The sequence below is a fragment of the Lacticaseibacillus camelliae DSM 22697 = JCM 13995 genome, from assembly GCF_001436615.1.
GTDB classification, from domain to species: domain Bacteria; phylum Bacillota; class Bacilli; order Lactobacillales; family Lactobacillaceae; genus Lacticaseibacillus; species Lacticaseibacillus camelliae.
The window spans coordinates 52,426-75,751 of the sequence record NZ_AYZJ01000029.1 but is presented as its reverse complement, the minus strand read 5'-3'; the positions used below and the strand labels follow the sequence as shown (position 1 = coordinate 75,751).

General features: G+C 56.8%; 26 protein-coding genes, 1 other RNA gene, 1 riboswitch and 1 other annotated feature. Of the genes, 4 read left to right on the top strand and 23 right to left on the bottom strand.

All coding sequences use genetic code 11. From position 1 onward, the window contains the following. Window positions 1-483: 483 nt before the first annotated feature. The gene (locus FC75_RS06405) at window positions 484-1,002 is read right to left on the bottom strand and encodes a folate family ECF transporter S component (protein WP_056989440.1); all 519 of its coding nucleotides are present in this window, start codon (window positions 1,000-1,002) and stop codon (window positions 484-486) included. A gap of 34 nt (window positions 1,003-1,036) precedes the next feature. Continuing rightward, window positions 1,037-1,134, bottom strand: a riboswitch (THF riboswitch). Window positions 1,135-1,421: 287 nt separating this feature from the next. Between FC75_RS06405 and FC75_RS06400 the strand changes: the two genes are divergently transcribed. Then, window positions 1,422-2,390 carry an asparaginase gene (locus tag FC75_RS06400; RefSeq protein ID WP_056989439.1) on the top strand — a complete coding sequence of 323 codons (969 nt, stop codon included), beginning with the start codon at window positions 1,422-1,424 and terminating at the stop codon, window positions 2,388-2,390. Window positions 2,391-2,406: 16 nt separating this feature from the next. Next, window positions 2,407-3,027, top strand: coding sequence for an endonuclease III domain-containing protein (locus tag FC75_RS06395; RefSeq protein WP_235808709.1), 621 nt, complete (start codon window positions 2,407-2,409; stop codon window positions 3,025-3,027). Window positions 3,028-3,092: 65 nt separating this feature from the next. Here the strand turns inward: FC75_RS06395 and FC75_RS06390 are convergent, their stop codons facing one another. From FC75_RS06390 to dnaX, 10 genes are all read right to left on the bottom strand, one after another. Continuing rightward, window positions 3,093-3,815, bottom strand: a complete 723-nt coding sequence (locus FC75_RS06390; protein ID WP_056989437.1) for an acyl-[acyl-carrier-protein] thioesterase — start codon at window positions 3,813-3,815, stop codon at window positions 3,093-3,095. Beyond that, entirely contained in the window at window positions 3,812-4,681 is an 870-nt protein-coding gene (rsmI, locus tag FC75_RS06385) for a 16S rRNA (cytidine(1402)-2'-O)-methyltransferase (RefSeq protein ID WP_054662343.1), read from the bottom strand. Before rsmI ends, FC75_RS06390 begins: the two co-directional genes overlap by 4 nt. Beyond that, window positions 4,681-5,016 carry a DNA replication initiation control protein YabA gene (locus FC75_RS06380; RefSeq protein WP_054662346.1) on the bottom strand — a complete coding sequence of 112 codons (336 nt, stop codon included), beginning with the start codon at window positions 5,014-5,016 and terminating at the stop codon, window positions 4,681-4,683. The genes rsmI and FC75_RS06380 overlap by 1 nt, the downstream gene beginning before the upstream one ends. 4 nt (window positions 5,017-5,020) lie before the next feature. Continuing rightward, on the bottom strand, window positions 5,021-5,995 hold the full coding sequence (gene holB, locus FC75_RS06375) for a DNA polymerase III subunit delta' (RefSeq protein ID WP_054662349.1): 975 nt from the start codon (window positions 5,993-5,995) through the stop codon (window positions 5,021-5,023). Further along, window positions 5,995-6,324 carry a cyclic-di-AMP receptor gene (locus FC75_RS06370; RefSeq protein ID WP_054662352.1) on the bottom strand — a complete coding sequence of 110 codons (330 nt, stop codon included), beginning with the start codon at window positions 6,322-6,324 and terminating at the stop codon, window positions 5,995-5,997. The genes holB and FC75_RS06370 overlap by 1 nt, the downstream gene beginning before the upstream one ends. A gap of 49 nt (window positions 6,325-6,373) precedes the next feature. Next, entirely contained in the window at window positions 6,374-7,018 is a 645-nt protein-coding gene (tmk, locus tag FC75_RS06365; protein WP_054662355.1) for a dTMP kinase, read from the bottom strand. A 108-nt stretch (window positions 7,019-7,126) separates the two neighbouring features. After that, complete coding sequence (locus tag FC75_RS06360; RefSeq protein ID WP_056989436.1) at window positions 7,127-7,387, bottom strand: YaaL family protein; 261 nt, start codon at window positions 7,385-7,387, stop codon at window positions 7,127-7,129. A 12-nt stretch (window positions 7,388-7,399) separates the two neighbouring features. Further along, window positions 7,400-7,999 (bottom strand): recombination mediator RecR, encoded by a 600-nt coding sequence (gene recR, locus FC75_RS06355; protein WP_056989435.1) that lies wholly within the window; start codon window positions 7,997-7,999, stop codon window positions 7,400-7,402. A gap of 8 nt (window positions 8,000-8,007) precedes the next feature. Further along, the gene (locus FC75_RS06350) at window positions 8,008-8,313 is read right to left on the bottom strand and encodes a YbaB/EbfC family nucleoid-associated protein (RefSeq protein WP_054662434.1); all 306 of its coding nucleotides are present in this window, start codon (window positions 8,311-8,313) and stop codon (window positions 8,008-8,010) included. A 17-nt stretch (window positions 8,314-8,330) separates the two neighbouring features. Next, window positions 8,331-10,010 (bottom strand): DNA polymerase III subunit gamma/tau, encoded by a 1,680-nt coding sequence (gene dnaX, locus FC75_RS06345; RefSeq protein WP_056989434.1) that lies wholly within the window; start codon window positions 10,008-10,010, stop codon window positions 8,331-8,333. 599 nt (window positions 10,011-10,609) lie between these two features. Here dnaX and FC75_RS06340 point away from each other — a divergent pair. After that, window positions 10,610-12,271, top strand: a complete 1,662-nt coding sequence (locus FC75_RS06340) for an ABC transporter ATP-binding protein (protein WP_056989433.1) — start codon at window positions 10,610-10,612, stop codon at window positions 12,269-12,271. 64 nt (window positions 12,272-12,335) lie between these two features. Here FC75_RS06340 and ffs read toward each other — a convergent pair. From ffs to mprF, 4 genes are all read right to left on the bottom strand, one after another. Next, an RNA gene (gene ffs / locus FC75_RS12465) (signal recognition particle sRNA small type) lies at window positions 12,336-12,422 on the bottom strand. Window positions 12,423-12,438: 16 nt separating this feature from the next. Next, a complete protein-coding gene (tadA, locus tag FC75_RS06335) occupies window positions 12,439-12,945 on the bottom strand; it encodes a tRNA adenosine(34) deaminase TadA (RefSeq protein ID WP_054662370.1) in 507 nt (168 codons plus the stop codon). A 9-nt stretch (window positions 12,946-12,954) separates the two neighbouring features. Beyond that, a complete protein-coding gene (locus FC75_RS06330) occupies window positions 12,955-13,551 on the bottom strand; it encodes a class I SAM-dependent methyltransferase (RefSeq protein ID WP_056989432.1) in 597 nt (198 codons plus the stop codon). Continuing rightward, entirely contained in the window at window positions 13,548-16,175 is a 2,628-nt protein-coding gene (gene mprF / locus FC75_RS06325; RefSeq protein WP_056989431.1) for a bifunctional lysylphosphatidylglycerol flippase/synthetase MprF, read from the bottom strand. The genes FC75_RS06330 and mprF overlap by 4 nt, the downstream gene beginning before the upstream one ends. Before the next feature lie 144 nt (window positions 16,176-16,319). On the opposite strand from mprF, the gene FC75_RS06320 reads away from it, so the two are divergent. Beyond that, on the top strand, window positions 16,320-17,129 hold the full coding sequence (locus FC75_RS06320; RefSeq protein ID WP_054662373.1) for a hypothetical protein: 810 nt from the start codon (window positions 16,320-16,322) through the stop codon (window positions 17,127-17,129). Between the two features lie 89 nt (window positions 17,130-17,218). Here FC75_RS06320 and rplL read toward each other — a convergent pair whose 3' ends face one another. The 8 genes from rplL to rplK form a co-directional block, all read right to left on the bottom strand. Continuing rightward, entirely contained in the window at window positions 17,219-17,590 is a 372-nt protein-coding gene (gene rplL, locus FC75_RS06315; protein ID WP_054662376.1) for a 50S ribosomal protein L7/L12, read from the bottom strand. A 66-nt stretch (window positions 17,591-17,656) separates the two neighbouring features. Continuing rightward, on the bottom strand, window positions 17,657-18,163 hold the full coding sequence (gene rplJ / locus FC75_RS06310) for a 50S ribosomal protein L10 (RefSeq protein WP_056989430.1): 507 nt from the start codon (window positions 18,161-18,163) through the stop codon (window positions 17,657-17,659). Between the two features lie 33 nt (window positions 18,164-18,196). Then, window positions 18,197-18,315 (bottom strand) — a sequence feature (ribosomal protein L10 leader region). A gap of 92 nt (window positions 18,316-18,407) precedes the next feature. Beyond that, complete coding sequence (locus FC75_RS06305; protein ID WP_054662379.1) at window positions 18,408-19,067, bottom strand: ABC transporter permease; 660 nt, start codon at window positions 19,065-19,067, stop codon at window positions 18,408-18,410. Continuing rightward, on the bottom strand, window positions 19,067-19,990 hold the full coding sequence (locus FC75_RS06300) for an osmoprotectant ABC transporter substrate-binding protein (protein WP_056989429.1): 924 nt from the start codon (window positions 19,988-19,990) through the stop codon (window positions 19,067-19,069). Before FC75_RS06300 ends, FC75_RS06305 begins: the two co-directional genes overlap by 1 nt. Beyond that, the gene (locus tag FC75_RS06295; RefSeq protein WP_056989428.1) at window positions 19,987-20,628 is read right to left on the bottom strand and encodes an ABC transporter permease; all 642 of its coding nucleotides are present in this window, start codon (window positions 20,626-20,628) and stop codon (window positions 19,987-19,989) included. The genes FC75_RS06300 and FC75_RS06295 overlap by 4 nt, the downstream gene beginning before the upstream one ends. Beyond that, window positions 20,621-21,829 (bottom strand): betaine/proline/choline family ABC transporter ATP-binding protein, encoded by a 1,209-nt coding sequence (locus FC75_RS06290; protein ID WP_056989427.1) that lies wholly within the window; start codon window positions 21,827-21,829, stop codon window positions 20,621-20,623. Before FC75_RS06290 ends, FC75_RS06295 begins: the two co-directional genes overlap by 8 nt. Window positions 21,830-22,008: 179 nt before the next feature. Continuing rightward, on the bottom strand, window positions 22,009-22,698 hold the full coding sequence (rplA, locus tag FC75_RS06285) for a 50S ribosomal protein L1 (protein ID WP_056989426.1): 690 nt from the start codon (window positions 22,696-22,698) through the stop codon (window positions 22,009-22,011). Window positions 22,699-22,787: 89 nt separating this feature from the next. Then, the gene (gene rplK / locus FC75_RS06280) at window positions 22,788-23,213 is read right to left on the bottom strand and encodes a 50S ribosomal protein L11 (RefSeq protein WP_054662385.1); all 426 of its coding nucleotides are present in this window, start codon (window positions 23,211-23,213) and stop codon (window positions 22,788-22,790) included. Between the last annotated feature and the right edge of the window lie 113 nt (window positions 23,214-23,326).

Here is a 23,326-nt window from a genome sequence, read left to right as displayed (position 1 = left end):
GAAGTTTCCGGGTGGTTCTGACGAGGTTGTTCCTTCCTCGCCCTCCCATCATCCAAAGATAGTATTGCACACAATGCAAACGCTGTCAACTATTTTTTTAAAATTTTTTTGCCATCAGCAATCCTCATCGTCCGCTATTCGCCAGCGTTGTCTCGCGGCCCCTTGACACAACAAAAGGCGTGAGCCGACCCTGCGCCTGAGTCAGTTCACGCCTTTATTCGCACGCCAGCACCCCTCCCCGAGTTCTGTCATGCTTTAGGGGACAAAAAATGGCCATTTGTTGAAAAAGAATCATTGCCGCCTTGCCGCGTTACTAATATGCAAGTCGTGCCCCGTGATACTCATCAAGTGGATTGGCCAATCACTTTTTAAAAAATTAACGCTCGTATATACAAGTCCATCGTACCCCGTTTTTCTTTTTTGGACAATCCCTGATCTTTGCATCAAAAAAGCGCTCGCGATGAGCGCCTCAGCCAATTCTTGTTAAAGTCGCGGCCGGATCCGTTCGACTGCACGCAGCGCGGCGTAGGTCAACGCCGTCTGAATCGGGATCATGATCAGGTTCTTGACCGCCCGAGTCGGCAGAATCACCTGCCACTTAAACCCAGTCAGCGCCAGCCACCAGGTGCCCAGGCCAATGTTGACAAAAATCAACACGATGGTCACAGGCACAAGCACCCGCCATAGAGTGACTTTGTGATTGTGGAAAAACGCGCCGTAGATAAACGCCGCCACCGCTGCACTAATGGTGTAAAGCGGGATGTTCGGGCCCCCGGAAAGCAGCACCCCGACCTGGTCGGCCATGGCCGCGTCAACCGCCGCGACCCACGGACCAAGGTAATAGCCCATCAGCGCAGTGGCGAAAAAGCCCACCCCAAACTTCAGAAACGCAGGGCCAAACGAGAACCGCTGCAGGACGATATCCATCGCCAAAAAAAGACCCATCAAAACGACAGTACGCGTCGCTTTCATCTTGGGGCCAGAAAAAGACAAGACTTGCATAGTGACAATCTCCTTTATTGGAGACGCCTAACGATCAGGCGAATGCGGCACCAACACCGCGGCCCACATGACCTTCGTCCACCGTTCACATTCCGTTCCGGTGGCACTTAACGCGTTGATGCCTACTCCTAGATTTATGGTACGAGCATAAGTCTAGCCTGTTTGCAGAAAAATGCAACAACGTGTGAACTTTCACGTGGCGGTGAGATGAGAAGACTCACACCGAACTCTTCACGCTTTCCTGCCTGCCACCAAAACACTTTTAACCGGCTCGGCGTAACATTCTTGATTGTAACCAAGCGTTACAGGCCTCCGCCCAGAGGCTAGAACACCGCCTGCCCTGGCGGTGTTTTTTTGTTCCGGTTGCATTCCCACCGCCCGGCCGCTAAGCTGAAACTATCAATTCTAGGAGGCAGCTCATGAAACACATTCTGGCTTTACATACCGGTGGGACGATCTCAATGACCGAAAACGCTGCCGGCGCCGTGGTCCCCAGCACCAATAATCCCATGATGGCCGTTCCCGCCCAGCTTCAAGACATCACCGTATCCTCCGAGGAAATTTTCAACCTGCCGTCTCCGCACGTCACGCCCGAAAAAATGCTGACCCTCAGCAAGCGCATCCGCCAGGCTGAGGTGGCTGGCATCGATGGGGTGGTCGTCACCCACGGCACCGACACGCTGGAAGAAACGGCCTTTTTTCTGGATCTGACCACGCCTTCAACGATTCCGGTTGTCGTGACCGGCGCCATGCGCTCCAGCAATGAAATCGGCGCTGATGGCAACTACAACTTTCTCAGCGCCGTGCGGGTGGCGGCAAGCGACCAGGCCCGCGGGATGGGCTGCCTAGTCGTGATGAACGATGAGATCCACACGGCGCGCTTTGTCACCAAGACTCACACGACCAACGTGTCGACATTTCGCACGCCGTCGTTCGGTCCCATTGGCCTGGTCACTAAAAATGGCCCCCGCTTTTTTGAAAAACTGCTGCAAAAAGGGATGGCCCCGATCGATCACGTGGTGGCGAACGTCTATCTGCTCAAGGCGTACGCCGGGATGGATGGCACCTTGTTCGACGCGCTGCCGAAAGAAACCGCTGGCCTGGTGATTGAGGCGCTGGGTGCAGGCAACCTGCCGCCTGCGACCTTGCCGGCCCTGCAGCGCTTGTTGCAACGCGGCGTGCCGGTCGTCCTCGTGTCACGCTGCTTCAACGGCATGGCCGAGGACATTTACGACTACGAAGGCGGCGGGGTGGGCCTCAAGCAGATGGGGGTCACGTTCTGTCAGGGACTGAACGGTCAAAAAGCTCGCATCAAACTGATCGTTGGCCTGTCATCGGGACTGAGCGGCCAGGCGTTGGCCGAATACGTGAATAATGCCGTCAGCTAAGGTCACACCCTGGGCCTTGTATCAGCGGTTAGGCCAGCTACTGGGGCCTTCCGGATGGTGGCCGGCCGATTCCAAGCTCGAAATCGCGGTCGGTGCGATCTTGGTCCAAAACACCAACTGGCGCAACGTCGATCGCGGCCTGGCAAACCTGCGCGCGGCCACCAAATTTGCCCCGACTGCGCTTGCCGCACTTTCGCAGGCAGAACTGATCCCACTGATTCGGCCCAGCGGATTTTACCAAAACAAGAGCCGCGCCTTGGTCGCCCTGATGGCCTGGCTGCAAGTCCGCAACTTTGATTTGGGCGCCATCGGACTGACCGCCCCCACTGTGTTGCGCCAGCAGCTGCTGGCTTTGCCTGGAATCGGCCAGGAGACCGCCGATGCACTGCGCCTCTACGTGTTTGACCAGCCGACCTTCATCGCAGACAACTACTCACGCAGGTTATTTGGCTGGCTTGGGGTGCCGACGAAGACCTATCAGGCGCTTTACCGCCGGCTGCCTGAAGTGGCGACCTGGGCACTGAAAGACGCCCAGGAGTTCCACGGCCTCATCGATAATTTTGGCAAAACCGTTAAGCAAAAAGAAAATTTTAATGACAGTCCGCTCGCCGGACTGAAGCTCGCACTCGCCCATTAAAATAGCAGCCTTCCTCACCAGTGTGTGAAGAAGGCTGCTATTTTCGCTCTGGCATCTTTTGTCGCTTATTTGGCGGCCCAGCGCAGCTTTGCCTCGGCGTTCGCCACGCCGTCGGTGGCGATAAGGTGGTAAGAGGCATCCCCTTCGCTCCGCACGGCCGAGTCAACCGTCGTCCCGTAAGCCACCTCTCGCGCGTACTTGATGTCGGCTTCGACCAGCCGGTGAGTTAACAGGAACTGTTCGCCGAGAACGTCCTCCATCCACTCCATGTAGTGCGCGTTGTTGACGTGCCCATTGCCGTCGATGTCGAAGTACCGAACGCGGTAAGGAACGGTAAGGTCAAAGTCGCCTTGCTTGGGCAGCCGGGGGAACCGCTCAACCTTGCTGTCAAACGAAGCCCCGACCTTTTCGGCAAACTCAGGGATAATCGGGATGATCTTGCGCTTTTCCAGATCCATCATCACCCACGCGCCGCGCATCGTCACCAGCCGCTGGCCCGCATCGTCTTCGAGCCAGTACTCGCGGTAAGTCATCAGCTTGTTATAGGAGGTCGCCTCAGTGCCGGCGATCAGGTGCTCGTCGATTTTCGGCATGCGCGTGACGTCGATGTGGTACTGGGTGATCACCCAGCCAGCGCCGTGCTTGGCCAGCCCGGCAATGCCGGCATCAACTTTATCCAGCTGGTGCTCGGACACCAGCAACATGATGTTGGCCATATTGGCTAAACTCAAAGTGCCAGTTTGCGTGCCCAGGAAAAAAGGCACCGTCAATTCTTCAGTGTACTTCATTGATCCTCCTTGATGCCGTGAAACGTGTTGTAAACCTGCTGACGCTTCAACCCGTTGGCTTTCGCGACCGCCTTGATGGCGTCATTAGGGCGCAAGCCGGCGTCAATCTGTGTTTGCACCTGCGAGTCAATTGGCACCTCACTTGGGGTCGGGACCTTTTTCTCTCCCGGCGCCACGATGATCACGAACTCGCCGCGGGCGCTGGCAGTGGCGTAATCAATCAGATCAGACAGACTGCCGCGGATGAATTCCTCGAATTTCTTGGTCAGCTCACGGGCCAGCACCGCCTGTCGTTCGCCGAAAATCTCGCGAATGGTGGTCAGCGTTTTGGCCACGCGGTAAGGCGATTCGTAGAAAATGACCGCTTGCCGGGCTTCAGCAAGCGCCTGCAGCGCCGTCCTTTGCTCGCTGGCCTTGCGCGGTAAAAAGCCGTAGAACATGAACGGCTGCGGCTCGATGCCGCTGGCGATCAGGGCCGTCAGTGCGGCGTTGGCACCAGGCAGCGGCACCACCGGAATCTCGGCATCGATGGCCGCCTTGACCAGCTCCTTGCCAGGGTCGGAAATTGACGGCATCCCCGCGTCCGAGACCTGGGCAATCGACTCGCCTTGCTTGAGTCGCTCAAGCAGCTCGGGGATGCGGGCCTGAGTGTTGTGCTCATGAAAGCTGATCTGCTTAGTTTCAATTTCGAAGTGGTTGAGCAACTTCTGTGTGTTGCGCGTGTCCTCGGCCGCAATCAAATCAACGGCCTTCAGCGTTTTGACCGCGCGAAAGGTCATGTCGTCCAGGTTGCCGATCGGCGTCGGGACCAAGTACAAGGTGCCGGTGTCGTGGCTGGCAAAGCTGGCCATCTGCCGCGCCGCCATCAGTGTTCACCATAGATGACGTCGAGGCAAAAGGCGCAAGGCTCGTCGTCGACTCGGCGCTGGCCGTACATATATGGGCACACGTGGAAGCCTTCGTTGTACAGACTCTCCAGGTTGGCCTTCGACTTCGTCAGCTCAGTGGCTCCGGTGGACTGGGCATGCGCCGCGTCCAATGCGGCCAGGTGCTCGCGCAGGTGTTTGTTTTCCATTTCCAGCTCGGCATTGCGCTCTAGGGCCTTAGCCACATCATTTTTGAGCCCGGTCACGCGCGTAAGCAGCCCCTGGGCGTCATGCTCAAGTTGAATGAAGTTGTCGTACAGATCTTTTTTCTCCACGAAATCACCCTTCTAAAAGTTGCAAAACCAAGGCCTCGACCGCCGATTGAAACGAGACGTTCTGACCCAGCCGGATCTCCGCCGTCAGCACTGCGGACAGGCCAGCGCTCAGGCGCGCGCCTGTCTGCTCGGCCAGCGCAAGAATCGCCAGGTCGTTGCCGAAGGTGCGCGGCGCCTGGACATGGTAATGCTGGTTCAGTGCATCCGCATAGGCAAGCCCAAGCAGTGCCAGCGTCTGCGTCTGCTCCTGCAGCGTCTTGGCCAGCGGCAACAAAGTCGTTTGAACGGCCACAAACGCGGTCGCGTCGTGTTTGCTCAGTTGGGTGACCAGCTGCAAAACAGCTGTGACCCGCTTTTCAAACTGCTCGTCGGCAACCAGCACCTGTGCCGAATCGGTGTCGGCCGTCAGGTTAGCGGCAACGGTCGCCAGGCGTGCATCCGCCCCGGCTGCCACCAGCGCTTCCTTAACGCGAGCAGCAGGTGGCTGCGGAAAACTGATCACCTGGGCCCGCGACCGAATCGTCGGTAGCAGCTGATTTTTAGCCGCCGTCGTCAGGATGATGGTCATCCCTGGCACCGGCTCCTCATAGTACTTCAAAAGACTGTTTTCGGCGCCGGCGGTCAACTTTTCAGCGTCTTCGATCACAAACACGCGCCGGTTGCCTTCGACACCAGTCTTACTCATTTCCTGGCGCATCGCCCGCACATCGTCGACCTTAATGCTTTTGGCGTCGGTGTTCAGCCACACCACATCGGGGTGATTGCCGGACAGCACCCGCTGACACTCCGGACATTTGCCACATGGCTTACCCGCCTGCACGTTCTGACAAAAGAGGCGCATCGCGATCCACTGTGCGAGCGCCGCCTTTCCAGTGCCGTCAGCCCCGGCAAAAATGTACGCCGAGCTCAAGTTGCCGGCACCGATGATTTGGCTAAACTGGCGCACCAATACCGGCTGCAGGGTTTCGATCGTGTTCATCAGAACTGGTGGAACGCGTCGACAGGCAGCACGAAGACCGTCGCACCGCCGACTTGAACCTCGACGGGATACGCCATCGAGGAATCAGACGTCGCGTCCAGATTGACCGGCGGGGTCATGAACTGCCGCCGAGTTTGCGCAGATTCCTTGATGATCTGCAGGACCTCATCCACGCGCTCGTCTTCCACCCCGATGATGAAGGTGGTGTTGCCGGACTTCAAAAAGCCGCCGGTGGAACTCAGCTTAGTCGCCCGGATGTTTGCATCGATGAACTCGCTGGACAACAGGTTCGAATCCTTATCTTGAACGATGGCCATGATCAACTTCATATGTTTTTCCCCCTGTGAGTGGCTGCCAAAATCCTGCTTTACGTCTAGTTTACTGCCAAGTGGCGCCCAAGTGTTCAGCCAAAATAGCGGCGCAGCGCGCAACGACCGCTTCGATGGGCTGGCTGGCATCCACGGTTTTGATCCGCGTCGGTTCCGCCTGAGCCAGGCGTAAGTACGCCGCGCGCACCCGCTGATGAAAGGCGAGGCTTTCGCGATCCAGGCGGTCGTACTGGCGCGACTGCCGGTGAGCCTGGATTCGGGCCAAGCCTGCCGCACTTTCAATGTCTAAGTACAGCGTCAACTCCGGTGCCTGGCCGTCGGTGGCGAACTGATTCATTGCCAAGACCGCCGCCTCGCCGATTTGCCGCCCGCCGCCTTGGTACGCAACAGAGGAGTCAACAAACCGGTCGCAGATCACCAAATCGCCGGCGGCCAGCGCGGGGTCGATGACCTCCACGAGGTGCTGCCGCCGCGATGCCGCGTAAAGCAGCGCCTCGGTGCGCGCGTCCATGGCGGTATTTTGGGGATCAAGGATCAGACTGCGGATCTTTTCCGAGATCTCTGCGCCACCGGGCTCACGGGTCAGCCGCACAGGCATCGCCACGTGTTTTTCAATCATAGGGATCAGCGCGTTAAGCACGCTAGTCTTTCCTGCCCCATCCGGGCCTTCAAACGTAATGAATCTGCCTGCCACTGGTTTCAACTCTTTCATCTGTTAATGAGTCTAGTTTACTTGAAAAGCCGAGGGAATTAAACCACGACCAATCCTTCATGCAAAAAAGAACCCGGCCAAGCCGGGCCCTTACTGATTCTCCTCGAGGTAACGCGCCGCCATCTGCTCGACCAGCTGCCCGGAAACCCGACGCTCCCGCGCCTCCCTGTGCAGAAAGTCGAACAAGGCCGCCTGCAGATCAAGCTGAGCCTTGGTGACCTCATCGACCTCGCGAAAAGAGCCGACGAGCTTGCGCTGGCTGGCCATGCGATCGCGTACCCGGTAAATCTCTTCCATCAACTGCCGATCCGCCGCGTCCTTGATACTCGGCTTTTTTTTGCCAAAAAACATGACGCCGCCTCCTTAAAGTTCCGTCCGGCCCTCCACGGCCTTGAGCAGGGTCATCTGGTCGGCGTACTCAATGTCCGAGCCGACTGCCAGCCCGTGTGCCAGGCGCGTGACCTTGATCTTGGCCGGCTTGATCAGGCGAGCCAGGTACTGCGCGGTGGACTCGCCCTCAGGCGTGGCGTTAGTCGCCACGATGACCTCCTTGACCTCGGGGTGATCTTGAAGCCGTTTGATCAGGCTCTCGATATTCAGGTCCTCTGGCCCTTTGCCTTCGATTGGACTCAGCACCCCGTGAAGCACGTGATACAAGCCGTGGTAATCGTTGGTGCGGTCGATGCTCATCACATCCTTGGGCTGTTCAACGACTAGGATGGTGCTTTGGTCGCGGCTCTTGTCCTGGCAAATTTCACAGGGGTCATCATCGGTAATGTTGCCGCAAATGCTGCAGTAGTGAAGCTGCGTCTTGGCCGCCGTCAGCGCCGAGGCAAAACTGGCGACGTCGTCCTTGTTCATGTCGATCGTATAAAACGCCAGCCGCGTTGCGGTTTTGCTGCCGATCCCCGGCAATTTCATGTAACTGTCGATCAGTTTTTCAATCGGTTGTGGATATTGCATGGTGCCTCCTAGCGCGGCAGACCCTGGGTGTACTTGCCCATTTTCTGCTTGGTTGCATCGTCGACCTGCTTTAGGCCTGCGTTCATCGCTTCAATGATCAGATCCTGAAGCATGTCGGGATCGTCAGGGTCGATGGCCTCGGGCTTGATTTGAATGTCTTTAAGGGTCTTGTCCCCGGCAAGGGTCACGGTCACCATGTCTGAGGCCGAAGTCGCCGTGAATTCGCTTTTGTTCAGCTCCTCCTGGGCCTGGGTCATTTCCTTTTGCAGCTTTTGCATCTGTTTCATCATGCCAGCCATATTGCCGCCACGCATCATATCAATCACGCTTTCTAGTCATTTTTGACTGTAATATTGGGTTCTTTACCGAACAAATCGGTGATCGGCTTGACCACCGGGGATTCTTCCTTGGCCGCTTGCTTGGGCTTCGGTGCGCCGTGTTCGACCAAGTACTGCTTGCGGACAACGGGCCACGCCTGTTCTTGGACCAGCACGACCTGGCGCGGGCCGCCCATCAGCTTGCTAAGGCCCTCGTTCAGCCCGGTCATCAGCGCGGAGTCGCTGTTCGCCCGCTCAATTAGGATGTCATAGGCAAAGCTGACAATCACGCCGGTGGGGCTCGCCGCCACTGGCTTAGAGATTTTCATCATCGCCTGATCCGGCACGGACAACATCGACAACAGGTCCGGCCAAATCTCCTTGACCGCTTCAAGATCTTTCTTCGTCGCGGCGCCGAGGATCGGATAAATCTTTTCCTTGGGCACCTTGACGCCTTGGTGAGCCAGTGTGGTCGGCTTCGATTGCGGAACAGTAGCCGCTGGTGCGCCTTGCTGCAGGGTTTGAATCTGTTTGGCCAGCTTTGCAACGGTTTGTTCCAGCTGCTTCACTTCGGCACTGGCCACTGGCGCTTGCGCCGGGACCACCTGAGGCACCGGTTGACCCAACTGCACCGTTGCCACTTCCAAGTACAAAGTCGGACTGTTGGTCAGCCGCAGCTGGCCTTGCGTCGCATTCAGCACCGCGATCATGTGGTACAGCTGGGTGGGTTTAAACTGATCCGCCAGTGCCTTAAAGTGGCTATCTTGGAGCGCACTGGCGGTGTCGTTGACCAGCGCCGGCGCCTGCTGGTAAACCAGCAGATCACGCAAGTAGCCAATCAGGTCATCGATCAGCCGCCCGGCGTCCTTGCCGGAAGCCAGTAGCTGTTCAATGGTCGTCAGCGCTGCCGCTGTGTCGTTTTCCGCCACGTGCTGAAGATACTCGCCCAGCTGGACAACAGCCGCTCCGCCGGTCACATCAAGCGCATTTTCCACTGTCACGTGATCCTGACCAAACGCCAGCACCTGATCGAGGATGGACAGCGCATCGCGCATACCGCCTTCCGCCGCCTTGGCAATGACCATCAGTGCCTGATCGTCGTACGTGATCTTCTTATCGTCCAAGATGAACTGCATGCGCTTGACGATGTCATCGGCAGTGATCCGGCGAAAATCAAACCGCTGGGTCCGGCTGATGATCGTCGCCGGAATTTTTTGCGGTTCGGTCGTCGCCAGGATGAAGACCACATGGGCCGGCGGTTCCTCAAGCGTCTTGAGCAGCGCGTTGAAGGCGCCGGTCGACAACATGTGGACTTCATCAATGATGTAAACCTTAGTTTTACCTTCAGTCGGCGCGTACTTCGCCTTGTCACGAATATCACGAATCTCGTCAACGCCGTTGTTCGAGGCCGCATCAATTTCGATGACGTCGGTCATGCTGCCGTTGTTGATCGCCACGCACAAATCACACGTGTTGTCCGGTTCCCCAGCTTCAATATGGCGACAGTTCAGCGCCTTGGCCAAAATTTTGGCGACACTGGTCTTCCCCGTCCCACGCGGTCCACAGAAAAGATAGGCGTGGCTGGTTTGCTGCTCGATCAGGGCATTTTTCAGCGTCGTGGTGATGGCATCTTGGCCGATCACATCTTTGAATTGCTGGGGCCGAAAGACCCGGTATAGCGCTTGATAAGCCACGCGTCCTCATCCTTTCTAACTGTTCTAGTTTAACATATGAAGGCTGCGAAGCGGGACGCTTTTAGCGGGATGGCTAGCCTAGGTAGCGGCATTGCCGTCGCACTTGGGCGGCGAGGCTGCTGCCGTAGCTAGACACGCCCGCGTTGGCCCGCTGAGCGCAACTACAGGCTGCGAAGTGAGGCGAACTTAGCAGGATGGCCAGCCTAGGTTAGGGCCTTGAAGCCGCTCTTGGGCTTCGAGGTCCTGGCCGTAGCTGGACACGCCTGCGTCGCCTCACGGAGCGCAACTACAGGCTGCGAAGCGGGACGCTTTTAGCAGGATGGCCAGCCTAGGTAGCGGCATTGACGCCGCACCTGGGCGGCGAGGCTGCTGCCGTAGCTAGACATGCCCGCGTTGGCCCGCTGAGCGCAACTACAGGCTGCGAAGTGAGGCGAACTTAGCAGGATGGCCAGCCCAGGTAAGGGCCTTGAAGCCGCTCTTGGGCTTCGAGGTCCTGGCCCGTAGTGGGACGCTTTTAGCGGAATCCGCCCGCCCATTTTCGCGTTGTTTCGGCGCAACTGAAGTGCTACGCTGTGAAAGATTAGAATTGGAGGAGAAAAATGCTTCATTACTTACAACGCCACCCCTGGCGCGTGACATTATCGATTGGCCTGAGCGTCGCTGCCGCAGCCGTGCTGGTCGCCTATTCCTATGTGCTGCAACTGATCACTGATATCGCGACCGGGCGGGTGAATTTGGCCTTCTCAATCGCCGTCCCATTAATTGTTGGCTATCTCGTAATCCAGGCCGTGACCAATTCAGCCAGCGAGTATGTCAATGAGGCACTGCCACTGCAGTTGGGAGATGAGTTGCGCCGTGATCTTTTCAGCCGCGACCTGGCGCAGCGACCAAACGTATTTGGCCAGCAACCCGTCGGCAACTATGTGACCCAGCTGACCAAACAAGTCGACATTGTCACCAGCAGCTATTTTCACGTCATCCTGCGCGCCTTCTACCTGCTGATGCTATTGGTGTTTGCCGCGGCGGGCACCCTGCTGATCGATCCGGTCATCACTTTGGCGGTCGTGCTGCTTAGTTTGCCCGCGCTGATTTTCCCCTTTCTGGTGAAAAAACCGCTAGAACATGCTAAAGATCAGGTCGTTTCGGCAATCGAGCGGTACACCAGTCGGGTGACCGATTCGCTGAGCGGTTTTACCACCATTGCCCACGCTTTGGCACAGCCGCCATTTCACCGACTGCACCAGCAAGTCAGCCGCGATGTCCGCCTGACCTCGACCCGCGAGCAACAGATTCAAAAAATCACCAGCGGGATGTCCGATTTTCTTGGCGACATCATGTACCTAGGCACCTGGCTCGTCGGTGCCTACTTTGTGCGGCAAGGGCAGATCACGTTGGGCCAGCTGGTTGCCTTCTCGCAGCTGGCCAGCTTCTTTAACTGGCCCCTAGCGCTGCTGACCGAAATGCTGGCTCAATTTTACGGTGCGCGTAAAGTGGCCAAGCAGTTGGCCGGGCTAGCTCGGCCTGCGACCACCACCCCCACTGCCGACCCGGAAAAACTCAAACTGACGAATCCCCTGATTGAAGCGCACCAGGCAAGCTATCAGAAAGTGCTCCACGACATCGAGCTCAGGCTTGAACCCGACCAGAAGTACCTGCTGGTCGGTGCCAGTGGGAGTGGCAAAACGACCCTGATGCGACTACTGCTGGGCGAGCTGACCCCAACCAGCGGTCGGGTCACGCTGAGCGGCCAGCCAGCGGCCAAGCTGGCGCCCGCTTCCGTCTTCGGCCTGATCGGCGAACTGGAACAGCAGGCCGATATTTTTGCCGGCACGGTTCGCGAGAACGTCACCTTATTCAGCAAAGATTACACCGATGATCAGGTGGCAGCTGCCCTGCGCCAAGCCGGCATGACCGACTGGCTAGCGACGCACGGGCTGGACACCGTGGTTGACCGCACCAGTCCCCTGCTTTCGGGTGGGGAAAAGCAGCGGGTCTCCTTGGCCCGCCTGCTGCTGCGTCATTATCAATTCATGGTGCTCGACGAAATGACCACGGGCCTAGACCCGCAAATCGCCGACCGCCTGCAGGCCGACATCTTCAACATGAAGCAGGGCTTCGTCATGATCACGCACCAGTACAACGCGGCCACGTTCGCCAAGGCGGACCGAATCTTCGTCATGGCGGCCGGCCGGATCGTTGCCGCCGGGACCCAGCGTGACCCACAAGTGGCCGCCGCACTCGACAGTCTGGCACTGCATTGATCGATCCTAAAGACTAGTAATGAAAAGGACGCACCCGCTGGGGTACGTCCTTGTTTATTTGCTCAAAAACTTAAGGCACATGACAAACGATCCTTAGTGCTGCTTCCTTCCGGACCTGACACAATTCGAAAGGCTGCCATTGCCTCAAGGCCTTTCGGCAAGATTCATTATACCTGTTTGTCCGCGCTTTGGCCAGCCCGCTTTGCCGCCTTGCGTTTGGCGCGGATGTTCTGAAAGAACGCCGCCAGCAGGTCCCCGCTCTCGTGGGCCCGCAACCCCTGCACCACCTCAACTTGGTGATTGAAGCGGGAATCGGTCAGCAGATTGACCAGCGAGCCAGCCGCACCGGCCTTGGGGTCCTTCGCGCCGTAAAAACACCGCCGCACCCGCGCGTTGATCATCGCACCAGCGCACATGGGGCAAGGCTCTAGCGTCACGTACAAATCGCACTCTTCCAGCCGCCAAGTGTGCAGTGTCATGCAGGCCTCCTGAATGGCCAGGATTTCCGCATGCAACGTACTGTCTTGCGCGTGTTCACGCAAATTGTGACCACGGCCAATAATTTGACCACTTTTCACCACGACGGCGCCAATGGGAACTTCGCCGATCACACCGGCAGCCCTGGCCTCATCCAGTGCCGCTGCCATAAAATCATCAGGTGTTAGTTCAGCCATAGCTCCTCCTTACTTCGTTGCCCGCAAAATATAGTAACCGTGTTCCATTTTGATCTTCTCGGCACTGGCAAACGTTGCCTGCATCAACTTCAACGCCGACGGGGCCCCCTGCTTTTTCTGGATCACACAGTACAGCTGGCCGCCTGGCAGCAGATGCTCATGGGCACCGGCCAAGATTGCCGAAACAATTGCCTTACCCGCGCGAATCGGGGGATTGGTGACGATCACGCCAAACTGACCATCAATTTGCTCGTAAACCGACGACTCGATAATCGTCACATTTGCAATCTGATTGGCTTCGGCGTTGCGTTTAGCCAGCGCCAGTGCGCGTTCGTTCACGTCGGACATGGTCACCTGGCGCGCCGGAAACCGTTTGGCCAGCGCCAACCCAATCGGCCCATAACCGCAGCCGACATCCAGCATTGGCCCAGCTGGCAGTGCCTGGTCGACCACCGTTGCAATCATCGTGCGACTGCCAAAATCAATTGTCCGCTTGGAAAAAACACCGTTGTCAGCGGTAAACTGCAACCGTTTGCCGGCCAATTCATAGGAAAAAGTCTGTTCATCATGAGGCAGATCCGGATCATTCGTATAGTAATGGCTCATTGCGTATTCCTTTCATTACGACTCAAGAAAACCACCGCGCGTCCCAGTCTGGCAAGGCGGCCGTGCAGCACAAACGGCTCGCGCTTTTCGACCCGCTGGTTCACCAGCAGAAGAATCTGCAGCAAAGTAAACAGCAGTGAATTGCGCTTGCGGTAGGCCACGTACTTTGGGACCCACTTGGTGACGTATTTGTTCTTATACGAGCGTAACCCCTGGAAGCCATAAAAGCGATACCCATATTCGTATACCAGGTGCGCAATTTTTTCTTCAAAGAACGAATAGCTCGAGGTCCCCACGTTGGCCAACGGCGCCATGCCCATGTTGAAATAGTGATAGCCGTCGGCACTGGCCTGCTGGAACAGGTTCACAAACACCGCGTCCATGATCCCGCTGGGGGCGTCTTCGCTGTGGCGCATCAGGTCGATCGAGGTCGCCTCCTGCGTCGCCATTGGCATCGCCGAGGCAAAGGCCACGATTTTGCCTTCTGGATCCTTGATGACAGCAATTGGCGCCGTATTCAGGTAGTCCCGGTCGAAGTACCCCAGGCTAAACCCCTTTTCCGGCCGGCCTGCCAGCCAACTGTCGGAAATCTGTTTCAAGGCATCAAAAGTGGCATCGGCAAAGGGCGGCTTCAGCCAATCATACGTGTAGCCTTCGCGCTCGAACTTGTGCATCAGGGCGCGCTCCCCTTTGCGCTTAGTGCCGGCCAGCGTGAACTGCGTGACGTCGACATACCCTTCTTCGCCGAATTTCATGAAGTCGAACCCGTACTCATGCAGCAACATCGTTAACGCTTCGGAAACTTCGTAAAACACCAGCGACAGGTCTTCTTTATCCGCGGCCGCCATAAAGTCGGCGATGGCAGGCCCGATTTGCTCGGGGTCGCCGATTGGCTCGCCCAGGATCACGATTTTATCGGTTTTCTTTCGAAACAGGAAGAACACCCGGTCCTCCCCATCAACTTGGAAAAAGCGCACACGCTTATCGCCTAAGAAGGCCAGGTGGGAGATCTCATTGCCGCCCCATTTGGCCAGCACGGCCTTGACGCGGCTTGCGTTTAATGCCTCGCCCAAAGGCGCTCTCGGCGTGCTCAGGTACCGGTAAATAATGCTCAACGTCAGCGCGGCGACCAGCACCCCAACGAACGTCGTGAACCACATGCGTTCAGAGGGAAACAGAAACGCGACCGGCACTGGGTGCCGGTGGTGGATCGTCGGCAGATTGTAGAACAACGCCAGCGCGTAAAACAGTGCCGTCAGGCCGAAAATGCCCCCGTCGATCAGCCGACTGCCCCACGGAAAGTCCAGCCGGTCACGTGTCAGCTCCCCGCGCGCCAGCACGGCGGTCAGCAAGATCACCAGCAGAAAAACGACAAACCGCAAACTGAAATCGCGCGTCAAGGAACCGACAAAGGCCACCACCAGCACCATCAGCGTCGGCCAAAAGGCCTTTTTCACCTTGCCGGCAATGCCGCGCGCAAAGCCGAAAATGATGAAGGCCATCAGGATGTTGGTCACCCGGCTCAAGAACAAAAACGTGAACGGGTAAAGCCGGACAAAGACGTGGTTCGCCATCGCGGAAACCGGCACAACGCCGCGCAAAAGCAGCATGATCGCAGAAAAATACAGAAAGGCGACTAACACTTTGTGGGCCACTTTTTGCACGAGCTGAAGCGGCAGCCCGTCAAGTTGACGGTTAAGCCGCTCCCCGGCATCGTGCAGAAACAAGGCGATGCCGAGGACAAACGGGATCACGTAATAAAACAACCGGTAAAAGAGCAGCCAAACCGCAGCGACGTTGTTATTCACGCCGAGTTGTGACAGTCCCAGCAGCATGAACACATCAAACGATCCCAGGCCCCCTGGCACCATCGAGATCACGCCCAGCACATTGGCCACCATGAACAGCGGGAGCACGTGGCTCAGCGCGATCGGCACACGTAGAAAAGCGCCAATTGCCAAAAAGAACAGCGCGCAACCGCCCCATTCCAGGAAGGACCCCAGGGCTAGCCGCAGCTGCCGTCGTAGTGGTATGCCAGCGAAAATACCTTTATCGGCAACATGAGTCACCAGCATGACCAAGGGAAAGTACGCCGCTCCGCCAATCAACCAAACCCAGTAATCGGTGAACATTTTACCGATGCCAAGGCCAAAAATCATGACCAGCGCGATCATCGACCACAGCGAAAGCCCGGCGAGCAAAAACAGGGCGATTTTTGAGATGGCGACCAGAATTTCCTTGTTGGTCGCCCCTTTGTGGTAAAAGTTGGCTCGCAAACTGGCCCCTAAGAATCCGCCGAAGCCGGCGATGTTCGTGAAGGTGTTGACCACCCAGCCGGAGCGGGCAACGTAACTCGGCTTGAAATCACCCGGCAGCATCTGTGCGATCGTAAAATCGTAGTTCAGCATTGGTGTCACCGCCAGCAGCCCCAGCGCGGCCATGGCCAGCAGGGACCACGGACTTTGACTGGTCAGACTGGCCTGGATTTCGGCGCCGGAGAGCTCGCGCCCGATCCGGCCCAGCTCGATCACGACAAAGACCAGCACTGACAAAATAAACAGGACCTTAATCTGCGTCATGTGCGCCTTGAGCCACTTAAATGTCGCCTTGGCCGCTTTTTTCATGTTCATCCTCCACTTTTGCAATTAGTTCAATGCTTCTAGTATAGCGAAGGTGGCGCGGGTTCGCGCTTAAGATAACAATAACGTTAGGCGTCGTTTACATCTTTGACGCTATTCCTTACAATTAGACTCATACGGAGGCCGAACATGAAATTACTCAATAAAGTGCTACCCGCGTTGGCGGTCTTGCTGGCTGCTGGCATGCTGGGCGGTTGCAATCAGACCGGCAGCAGCCAACCCGGCAGTGACAACGCAAAGGCCAGCAGCAAGAACCTGCCTGGGCCAAAGATCACCGCGCCCACCACACTGTTTAAATCCGTCAACGGCAAAACCAAGCTCAAATTCAAACTCAGCAACAACGCCAAGTTCACGCTGCGCGACCGCGACGCCAACAACAAGGTCCTGGTCAGCGGTGAAGGCAGCGGCAAAACCACCACGATCAATGGGGCCATCGACGAAGGTGAGCTTGATCTGGTCGCGACGCTCAACGGCAAAACCGCGACCAAGACACTGAGCGTGGTGCCCAGCACCGGCCCCGCTTCACGCGTTCTCGAGGTCAATAAACTCGGCCTTGGCCCCAACGACACGTATGGGCTGCGCGTGACCCAGGTCACCCACCAGCTGAACGCAGAGGGCCAGAAGCTGGTGGCAAGTGGCAAGCTGCGTAAAAACCTGAGCATTCAAATCACCGTGGAGTACGCCAACTTTACGGATCAGGCCGGCTTCGCACCGACCCCCAGTCAGTTTGAAATCACCGGTCCGTTCCTCGCGCCGGCAACCGTGCTGCCGAACCAGCAGGGCACGACTAAACTCTTGCCCGGCGGCTATGCCAGTACCACTTTTTGGGCCTACTTCGGCAACGCCGGAGTCGTCGTCGGCAAGGGCATTGATGTGCAGCTGGATTACCACGGCCCAAACATGTCAGACCCGCTGCTTTTTGCCGCCACCACTGAATAGCAACCCTTGGTCGACCAATGCTGGCCGGCCTTATTTTTGGCCAAAAAAATACCGGACACCCACGATGGGCATCCGGCATTGGGCAATCCTTACTTGAGGGTAACGGTTGCGCCAACGGCTTCGAGTTCTTCCTTAAGCTTGTTAGCTTCGTCTTCGGAAACGTCTTCCTTGATGTTGGAAGGTGCAGCGTCAACCAAGCCCTTCGCATCCTTCAGGCCGAGACCTGTGATGGTGCGAACTTCCTTGATTACCTTAACCTTTTCCTGGCCGGCTTCGGTCAGTTCAACGGTGAAGGTATCCTTAGCAGCGGCTGCATCGTCGCCACCAGCGGCACCGGCAGCTGCAACAGGGGCAGCGGCGGAAACGCCGAATTCATCTTCAATTGCTTTAACGAGGTCGTTCAGTTCAAGGATGGAAGCATCCTTCAACTGGTCGACAATAGCCTTTGTATCTAAAGCCATGTTTGTATCCTCCAATTTATAGTGTGATTGTTTGATTTACGGTTCGACTAGGCAGCCTCAGCCACATTACGCAGCTGGTTCTTCGTCCTTGCTGTCGGCAACGGCCTTGACGGCGTATGCGACGTTGCGCACTGGTGCCTGCAGAACAGACAGCAGCATTGACAGCATCCCATCGCGGTCTGGCAGCTTGGACAGTTCTGTGATCTGTTCCAGGCTGGCAACCTTGCCTTCGATGATCCCGCCTTTGACAACGAGGTCATCAAACTGCTTGGCGTACTTGGTCATAATGCGGGCAGGGGCAACGGCGTCGTCGTTTGAAAAGGCAATCGCGGTCGGGCCCTTGAACAGATCGTCCAAACCCTTGTAACCAGTAGCGTCAGCGGCACGGCGGAGATAGGTGTTCTTGATGACTTCCATCTTGACACCATTGTCACGCAATTCCTTGCGCACCTGCGTTACTTCATCAACAGTCAGGCCACGGTAGTTCACAACAACGGCGCTTTTTGCAGCCTTGAACTGCTCAACGACGGCGTCAACCACCTTAGCCTTAGCAGCGATAATTGATTCACTCATAGATTTTTCACCTCCTGTAGTTTGGTTGAAGTTTTTTCCAATAAAAAACTCCATGTCTACCAAGACATAGAGGTATCTGACGTACTGATACCACCTCGGCAGGATATTAAGGCTTGCGCCACCTGAGTCTTAGGCAGAGTGAATTATCACAACGAGAAGCGTATCATGAACGGCCCCCAGCGTCAAGAAATACTTCCAGAAACCGAAAAAAGGCCCCCCCTCTGCAGCGGGTGCCTCAATTTTCTTAACGGCTGGATTCTTTCGGCTCCAACCGGCGCTGCACAAATCCCAGCACCAAGTCCGCGATAATCGCCATCAGCGCCGTGGGCAGCGCGCCGGCAAGGATGATGGCCCCGCCGTTGGTCGCGTTAGTCCCACGGATGATGATATCCCCGAGCCCGCCGGCGCCAACAAAGGCCCCGATGGCGGTGATGCCGATCGCAACGACCAGCGCGTTGCGAATGCCGGCCATGATCACACTCATCAACAGCGGGATCTCGACTAGGTAAAGCCGCTGAAACGAGGTCATCCCCATCCCCTTGGCGGAATCGATCACCGTCGGGTCAACGCTGATCATGCCCGTGTACGTATTTTTGATGATTGGGAGCAGTGAGTACAGAAAGACGGTGACGATGACGGTGTTCACCCCGAGCCCAAGGCCCAGCATGATGATCGAGAGCATCGCCAGGCTGGGAATCGTTTGAATGACGTTGGCAATGCCGATGATGGTGCTGGACAGCTTGCGGTTGCGGGCGATAAACAGCCCAATGGGGATCCCGATCACAGCCGCGATCAACACCCCATATATCGAAATCAGAAAATGGCGGGTGAACTGACTCAGCACATAACTGCCGTTCGTCGTCATGTAATACCAAAACTGCTGCCACGTATTCATGTTCGCCATCAGTGTTCACTTCCTCTGAAATAATGATGCTTGACCAAAAACTCGCGGGCCACGACTGATGGTTCTTTCAGCTGGTCATCCACCTGGTAGTTGAGCGCCTGCATCGCCTTCATACTGATCTTGCCGTCAAGCCGATGCAGCACTGGTGCCAGCTTGGGGTATTTTTTCAGTAAGCTGTCGTTAACGACCAGCGACGCATCGTACGGCGGGAAAAAGTGCTTGTTGTCCTTCAGCACGGTCAGATCATAAGACTTAATGCGGCCGTCCGTCGAATACCCGAGCACGGTTTGCATTTTGCCGGCCTCGACCGCGTCGTACACTAGTCCGATCTGCATCGGGTAGACGCGCTTGAAGTCAAACCCGTAACCGGTTTTAAAATCCGCGTAGCCGTCGCCTTTGCGATTCATCCAGGACGAATCCACCCCGGCGTCCATGCCCTTCGCCAGGGGCTGCAGCTGACTGATGGTCGACACGTGGTGCTGAGCAGCGAACTGCTTGGTGACCATAAACGCGTATGTATCGGCGAACCCATATGTGGGAAACCAGGTCTGGTGGTACTTTTGCTTGAAAACGCGCTTGACGATCCAGCTGGCCTTTTGGGGATTTTTTTCAACCGGCATCTTCAAAGTCCCGGTCAGGTCGGTGCCGGTGTAGCGCGTCGCGGCAATGTCGGCGTCCCCACGGAGCATCGCCTGATGCGTGACCGTGGTTGACCCAAGATTGGCCACTAAGGTCGTTGGGTAGCCCAGCTCATGGGTGATCAGCTCCGCCAGCATGTTCGCCATGACTGAACTTTCCGTGGAGCTGAGCGCCGCGATCTTGATTGTGTCCTGGTCGGTGCCGGCAATGCCGGGAAACCCGCAGCCAGAAAGCGTCAGAACAGCCGTCGCCAGCACGAGAAAAAGTTTGGTGAACTTCTTCATTGCTCGGCCTCCTTCCGACTGGTCCGCGGGGTCAGCCGCTTTTCCAACTTGCCCAAAAGCCAATCGACCGTCAGCGCCAGGAGCGTGACGGGAATGGTGCCGCCGATGATCAGATCCGGCTGAAACAGGTTCAGCCCGCTGAAGATCAGGTCGCCCAAACCGCCGGCCCCAATATAGGAGGCCAGCGTCGCCCAGGCGATCACGTACACGGCTGACAGGCGAATGCCGGCCATGATCACCGGCATCGCCATTGGCAGCTCGACCTGGGTGATCGACTGCACGGCGGTCATTCCCATGCCTTTCGCCGAATCCAACAGTGCCGGGGAAACGTCTTCCATCCCGATGTACGTGTTGCGCAGAATCGGCAGCAACGAGTAAATAAACAGCGCAACAATCGCCGGCAAGCGGCCGATCCCAAAGAGCGGGATCATGAGCGCCAACAGTGCCAGACTCGGCACCGTCTGCAGCATTGAGGCAATGGCGATGACCACTTTGGCCGTGCGCGGAAAGCGCGTGAGGACCACACCCAGCGGCACCGCGACCAGAATACCCAAGCCCAGCGAAATGCCAGAAATGTACAGCTGTTCCCAGGTTTTCACAAGCAGTTCGGTACCGTGCTGCGCCAAAAAGTTAACCATTCTGGTCGCCTCCCACCTGCGGCTCGGCATCGGCTTTCGGCGCCTGCTCGCTGTGATCGGCGCTCTCCCCCCAGATGGTGTCGTATACCATGTCGACCAAAGCCGCCCGGGTAACGATGCCCTTCAGCTTGTTATCCTGGTCGACCACCGGGACGTACTTCAATCCGCGCTTGAGAATGCGGTCGACCGAATCACGCAGGAGCGCAGACTCCTGAACGTAAAAAAGCTTTTTTTGCATGATGTCGGCCACGGCAGTCGACTTCGCGTACTGGCGCGTAAGGGACTCAATGTCGATAAAGCCCTTGAGGTAACCATTGTCATCAACCACCAGCAGGGTGTCAACGCGCCGGTCACGCATCAGCTTGATTGCCTCGACCAAAGACTTCCCAGGCGTGATCGACACTGGATCCTTCAGCATGATCGCGCCCACCGTCGTGACATCCGCACGGGCTTGGATCAGGCGTTCCTCGCCAATCAACTCCCGCACAAATGGCGTCGCCGGGTGCTGCAACAGTGCCGTTGGCGTCGCGGTTTGAATGATGTGGCCACCGTCCATGACCACGATTTTGGTGGCCAGCTTGAGCGCCTCGTCCATGTCATGGGTAACAAACACCACCGTTTTGCCAAGCGTTTGCTGCAGGTTCTTGACCAGGTCTTGCAGGCTTTCACGGGTGATTGGATCCAGGGCCCCGAACGGCTCGTCCATCAGGATCAAGTCCTGATTCGCCGCCAGCGCTCGAATGACCCCAATGCGCTGCTGCTGACCCCCGGAGAGCTCGGCCGGGTATCGATCAAGATAATCGACCGGCAAGTCGACCATTTTAATCAGCTCCTCGGCCTTGGCCCGGCGCTTTTTCTCCGGCCACTTCAGAAGCTTGGGCACCAGTGTGATGTTCTCGTACAGGGTCATGTGGGGCATTAAGCCGATGTTTTGAATGACATAACCGATGTGCCGCCGCAAATTGACCGGGTCCTGCTGGTGGATGTCCTGGCCCTTGAATAAAATGGTGCCACCGGTCGGCTCCAGCATCCGGTTGATCATCCGCATCGTGGTCGTTTTGCCCGATCCGGAGGTGCCGATGAGGCAGACAAATTCGCCCTGATTGATGGTTAAATTGATGTGTTCGACCGCCACGTTGCCGCCGCGGTACACTTTGTTGACGTCCTGATACTGGACGATGGGTGTCTTCTCAGTTGCCATGTTGAACCTCCCGTTTTCCCGATTTATACACCCTCACCTTATCATGAACATTTCAAATGACCGTTTTCATTGTGCGCAACCGCGGCCCTACCGCCACTTTGACCAAGTTTGACAGCCAAAATTTTCAGAAAAAAAAGCACCAACTTCAAGAAGAAGTCAGTGCAGTTTGATGTGCTTGTTTAGAATGCCGAAACGTCAACCTTGACCCCAGGGCCGAAGGTTGATGTCAGCGTCAAGCTTTGGATGTAAACACCCTTAGTTGACGCAGGGCGAGCCTTCACGATGGTTTCGTTGAGCGCCTTGAAGTTCTCGAGGAGCTTCGCGTCGTCGAAGGAAACCTTGCCGATCGGGGCGTGCACGATCCCGGCCTTGTCGGCGCGGTATGCGACCTGCCCAGCCTTGACGTCGTTGACCGCCTTAGCAGTGTCCATCGTCACAGTGCCGGTCTTCGGGTTAGGCATCAAGCCTTTTGGCCCGAGGACCCGGCCCAAACGACCAACCTTAGCCATCATTGGCGGTGTCGCAACGGCAACGTCAAAGTCGAGCCAGCCGTCCTGGACCTTTTTAACCAAGTCGTCGGAACCGACTTCATCGGCACCGGCATCTTTGGCAGCCTGCGCTTGCGGGCCTTCGGCGAAGACGATAACGCGCTGCGTCTTACCAGTCCCATTAGGCAGCACAAGTGCGCCACGGATCTGCTGGTCAGCCTGCTTAACGTCAATGTTCAGGTTGTATGCCACTTCAACGGTTGCGTCGAACTTGGCAAAATCGATCTTCTTGACCAAAGCAACTGCGTCTTCAGGGGTGTATGCCTTGGTGGCATCTACCTGCTTGGCAGCGTCTTGGTACTTCTTTGCTTTCTTAGCCATACTGGAATTTTCCTCCTTGCAAATGTGGTCAGCGGGCCGAAGCCCTTCCACTTGATTCATTCAGCTTTCGCTGAAGATCCGGACATGCATTAGTCTTCGACTTCGAAGCCCATGGAACGTGCTGTCCCTTCAACCATGCGCATCGCAGCTTCTACATCTGCGGCGTTAAGGTCTTGCATCTTCGTTTCCGCGATCTGCTTCACTTGGTCCTTGGTGACCTTCGCAACCTTCTTGGTGTTCGGTTCGCCAGAGCCGTGCTCTACGCCAGCGGCCTTCTTCAGAAGAACCGCTGCCGGCGGGGTCTTGGTGACGAAGTCAAAGGAACGATCTTCGTACACGGTGATGACAACTGGAATCAGCATCCCATTTTGGTCTGCGGTCCGCGCGTTGAAATCCTTGGTGAAGCCCATGATATTGATCCCAGCTTGACCCAAAGCAGGGCCAACAGGCGGAGCTGGAGTTGCTTTGCCCCCAGGGATCTGGAGTTTAACGATGTTTGCTACTTTTTTAGCCACGAAACATAACCTCCTTAAGTCCGTGATGTGGTCATGATGGGCAAGGTAATTTTGCCCTCCCACGCGTATGCCAGAACATACTCGACTAAGTTACCATGATTCAGCCCTAAAAG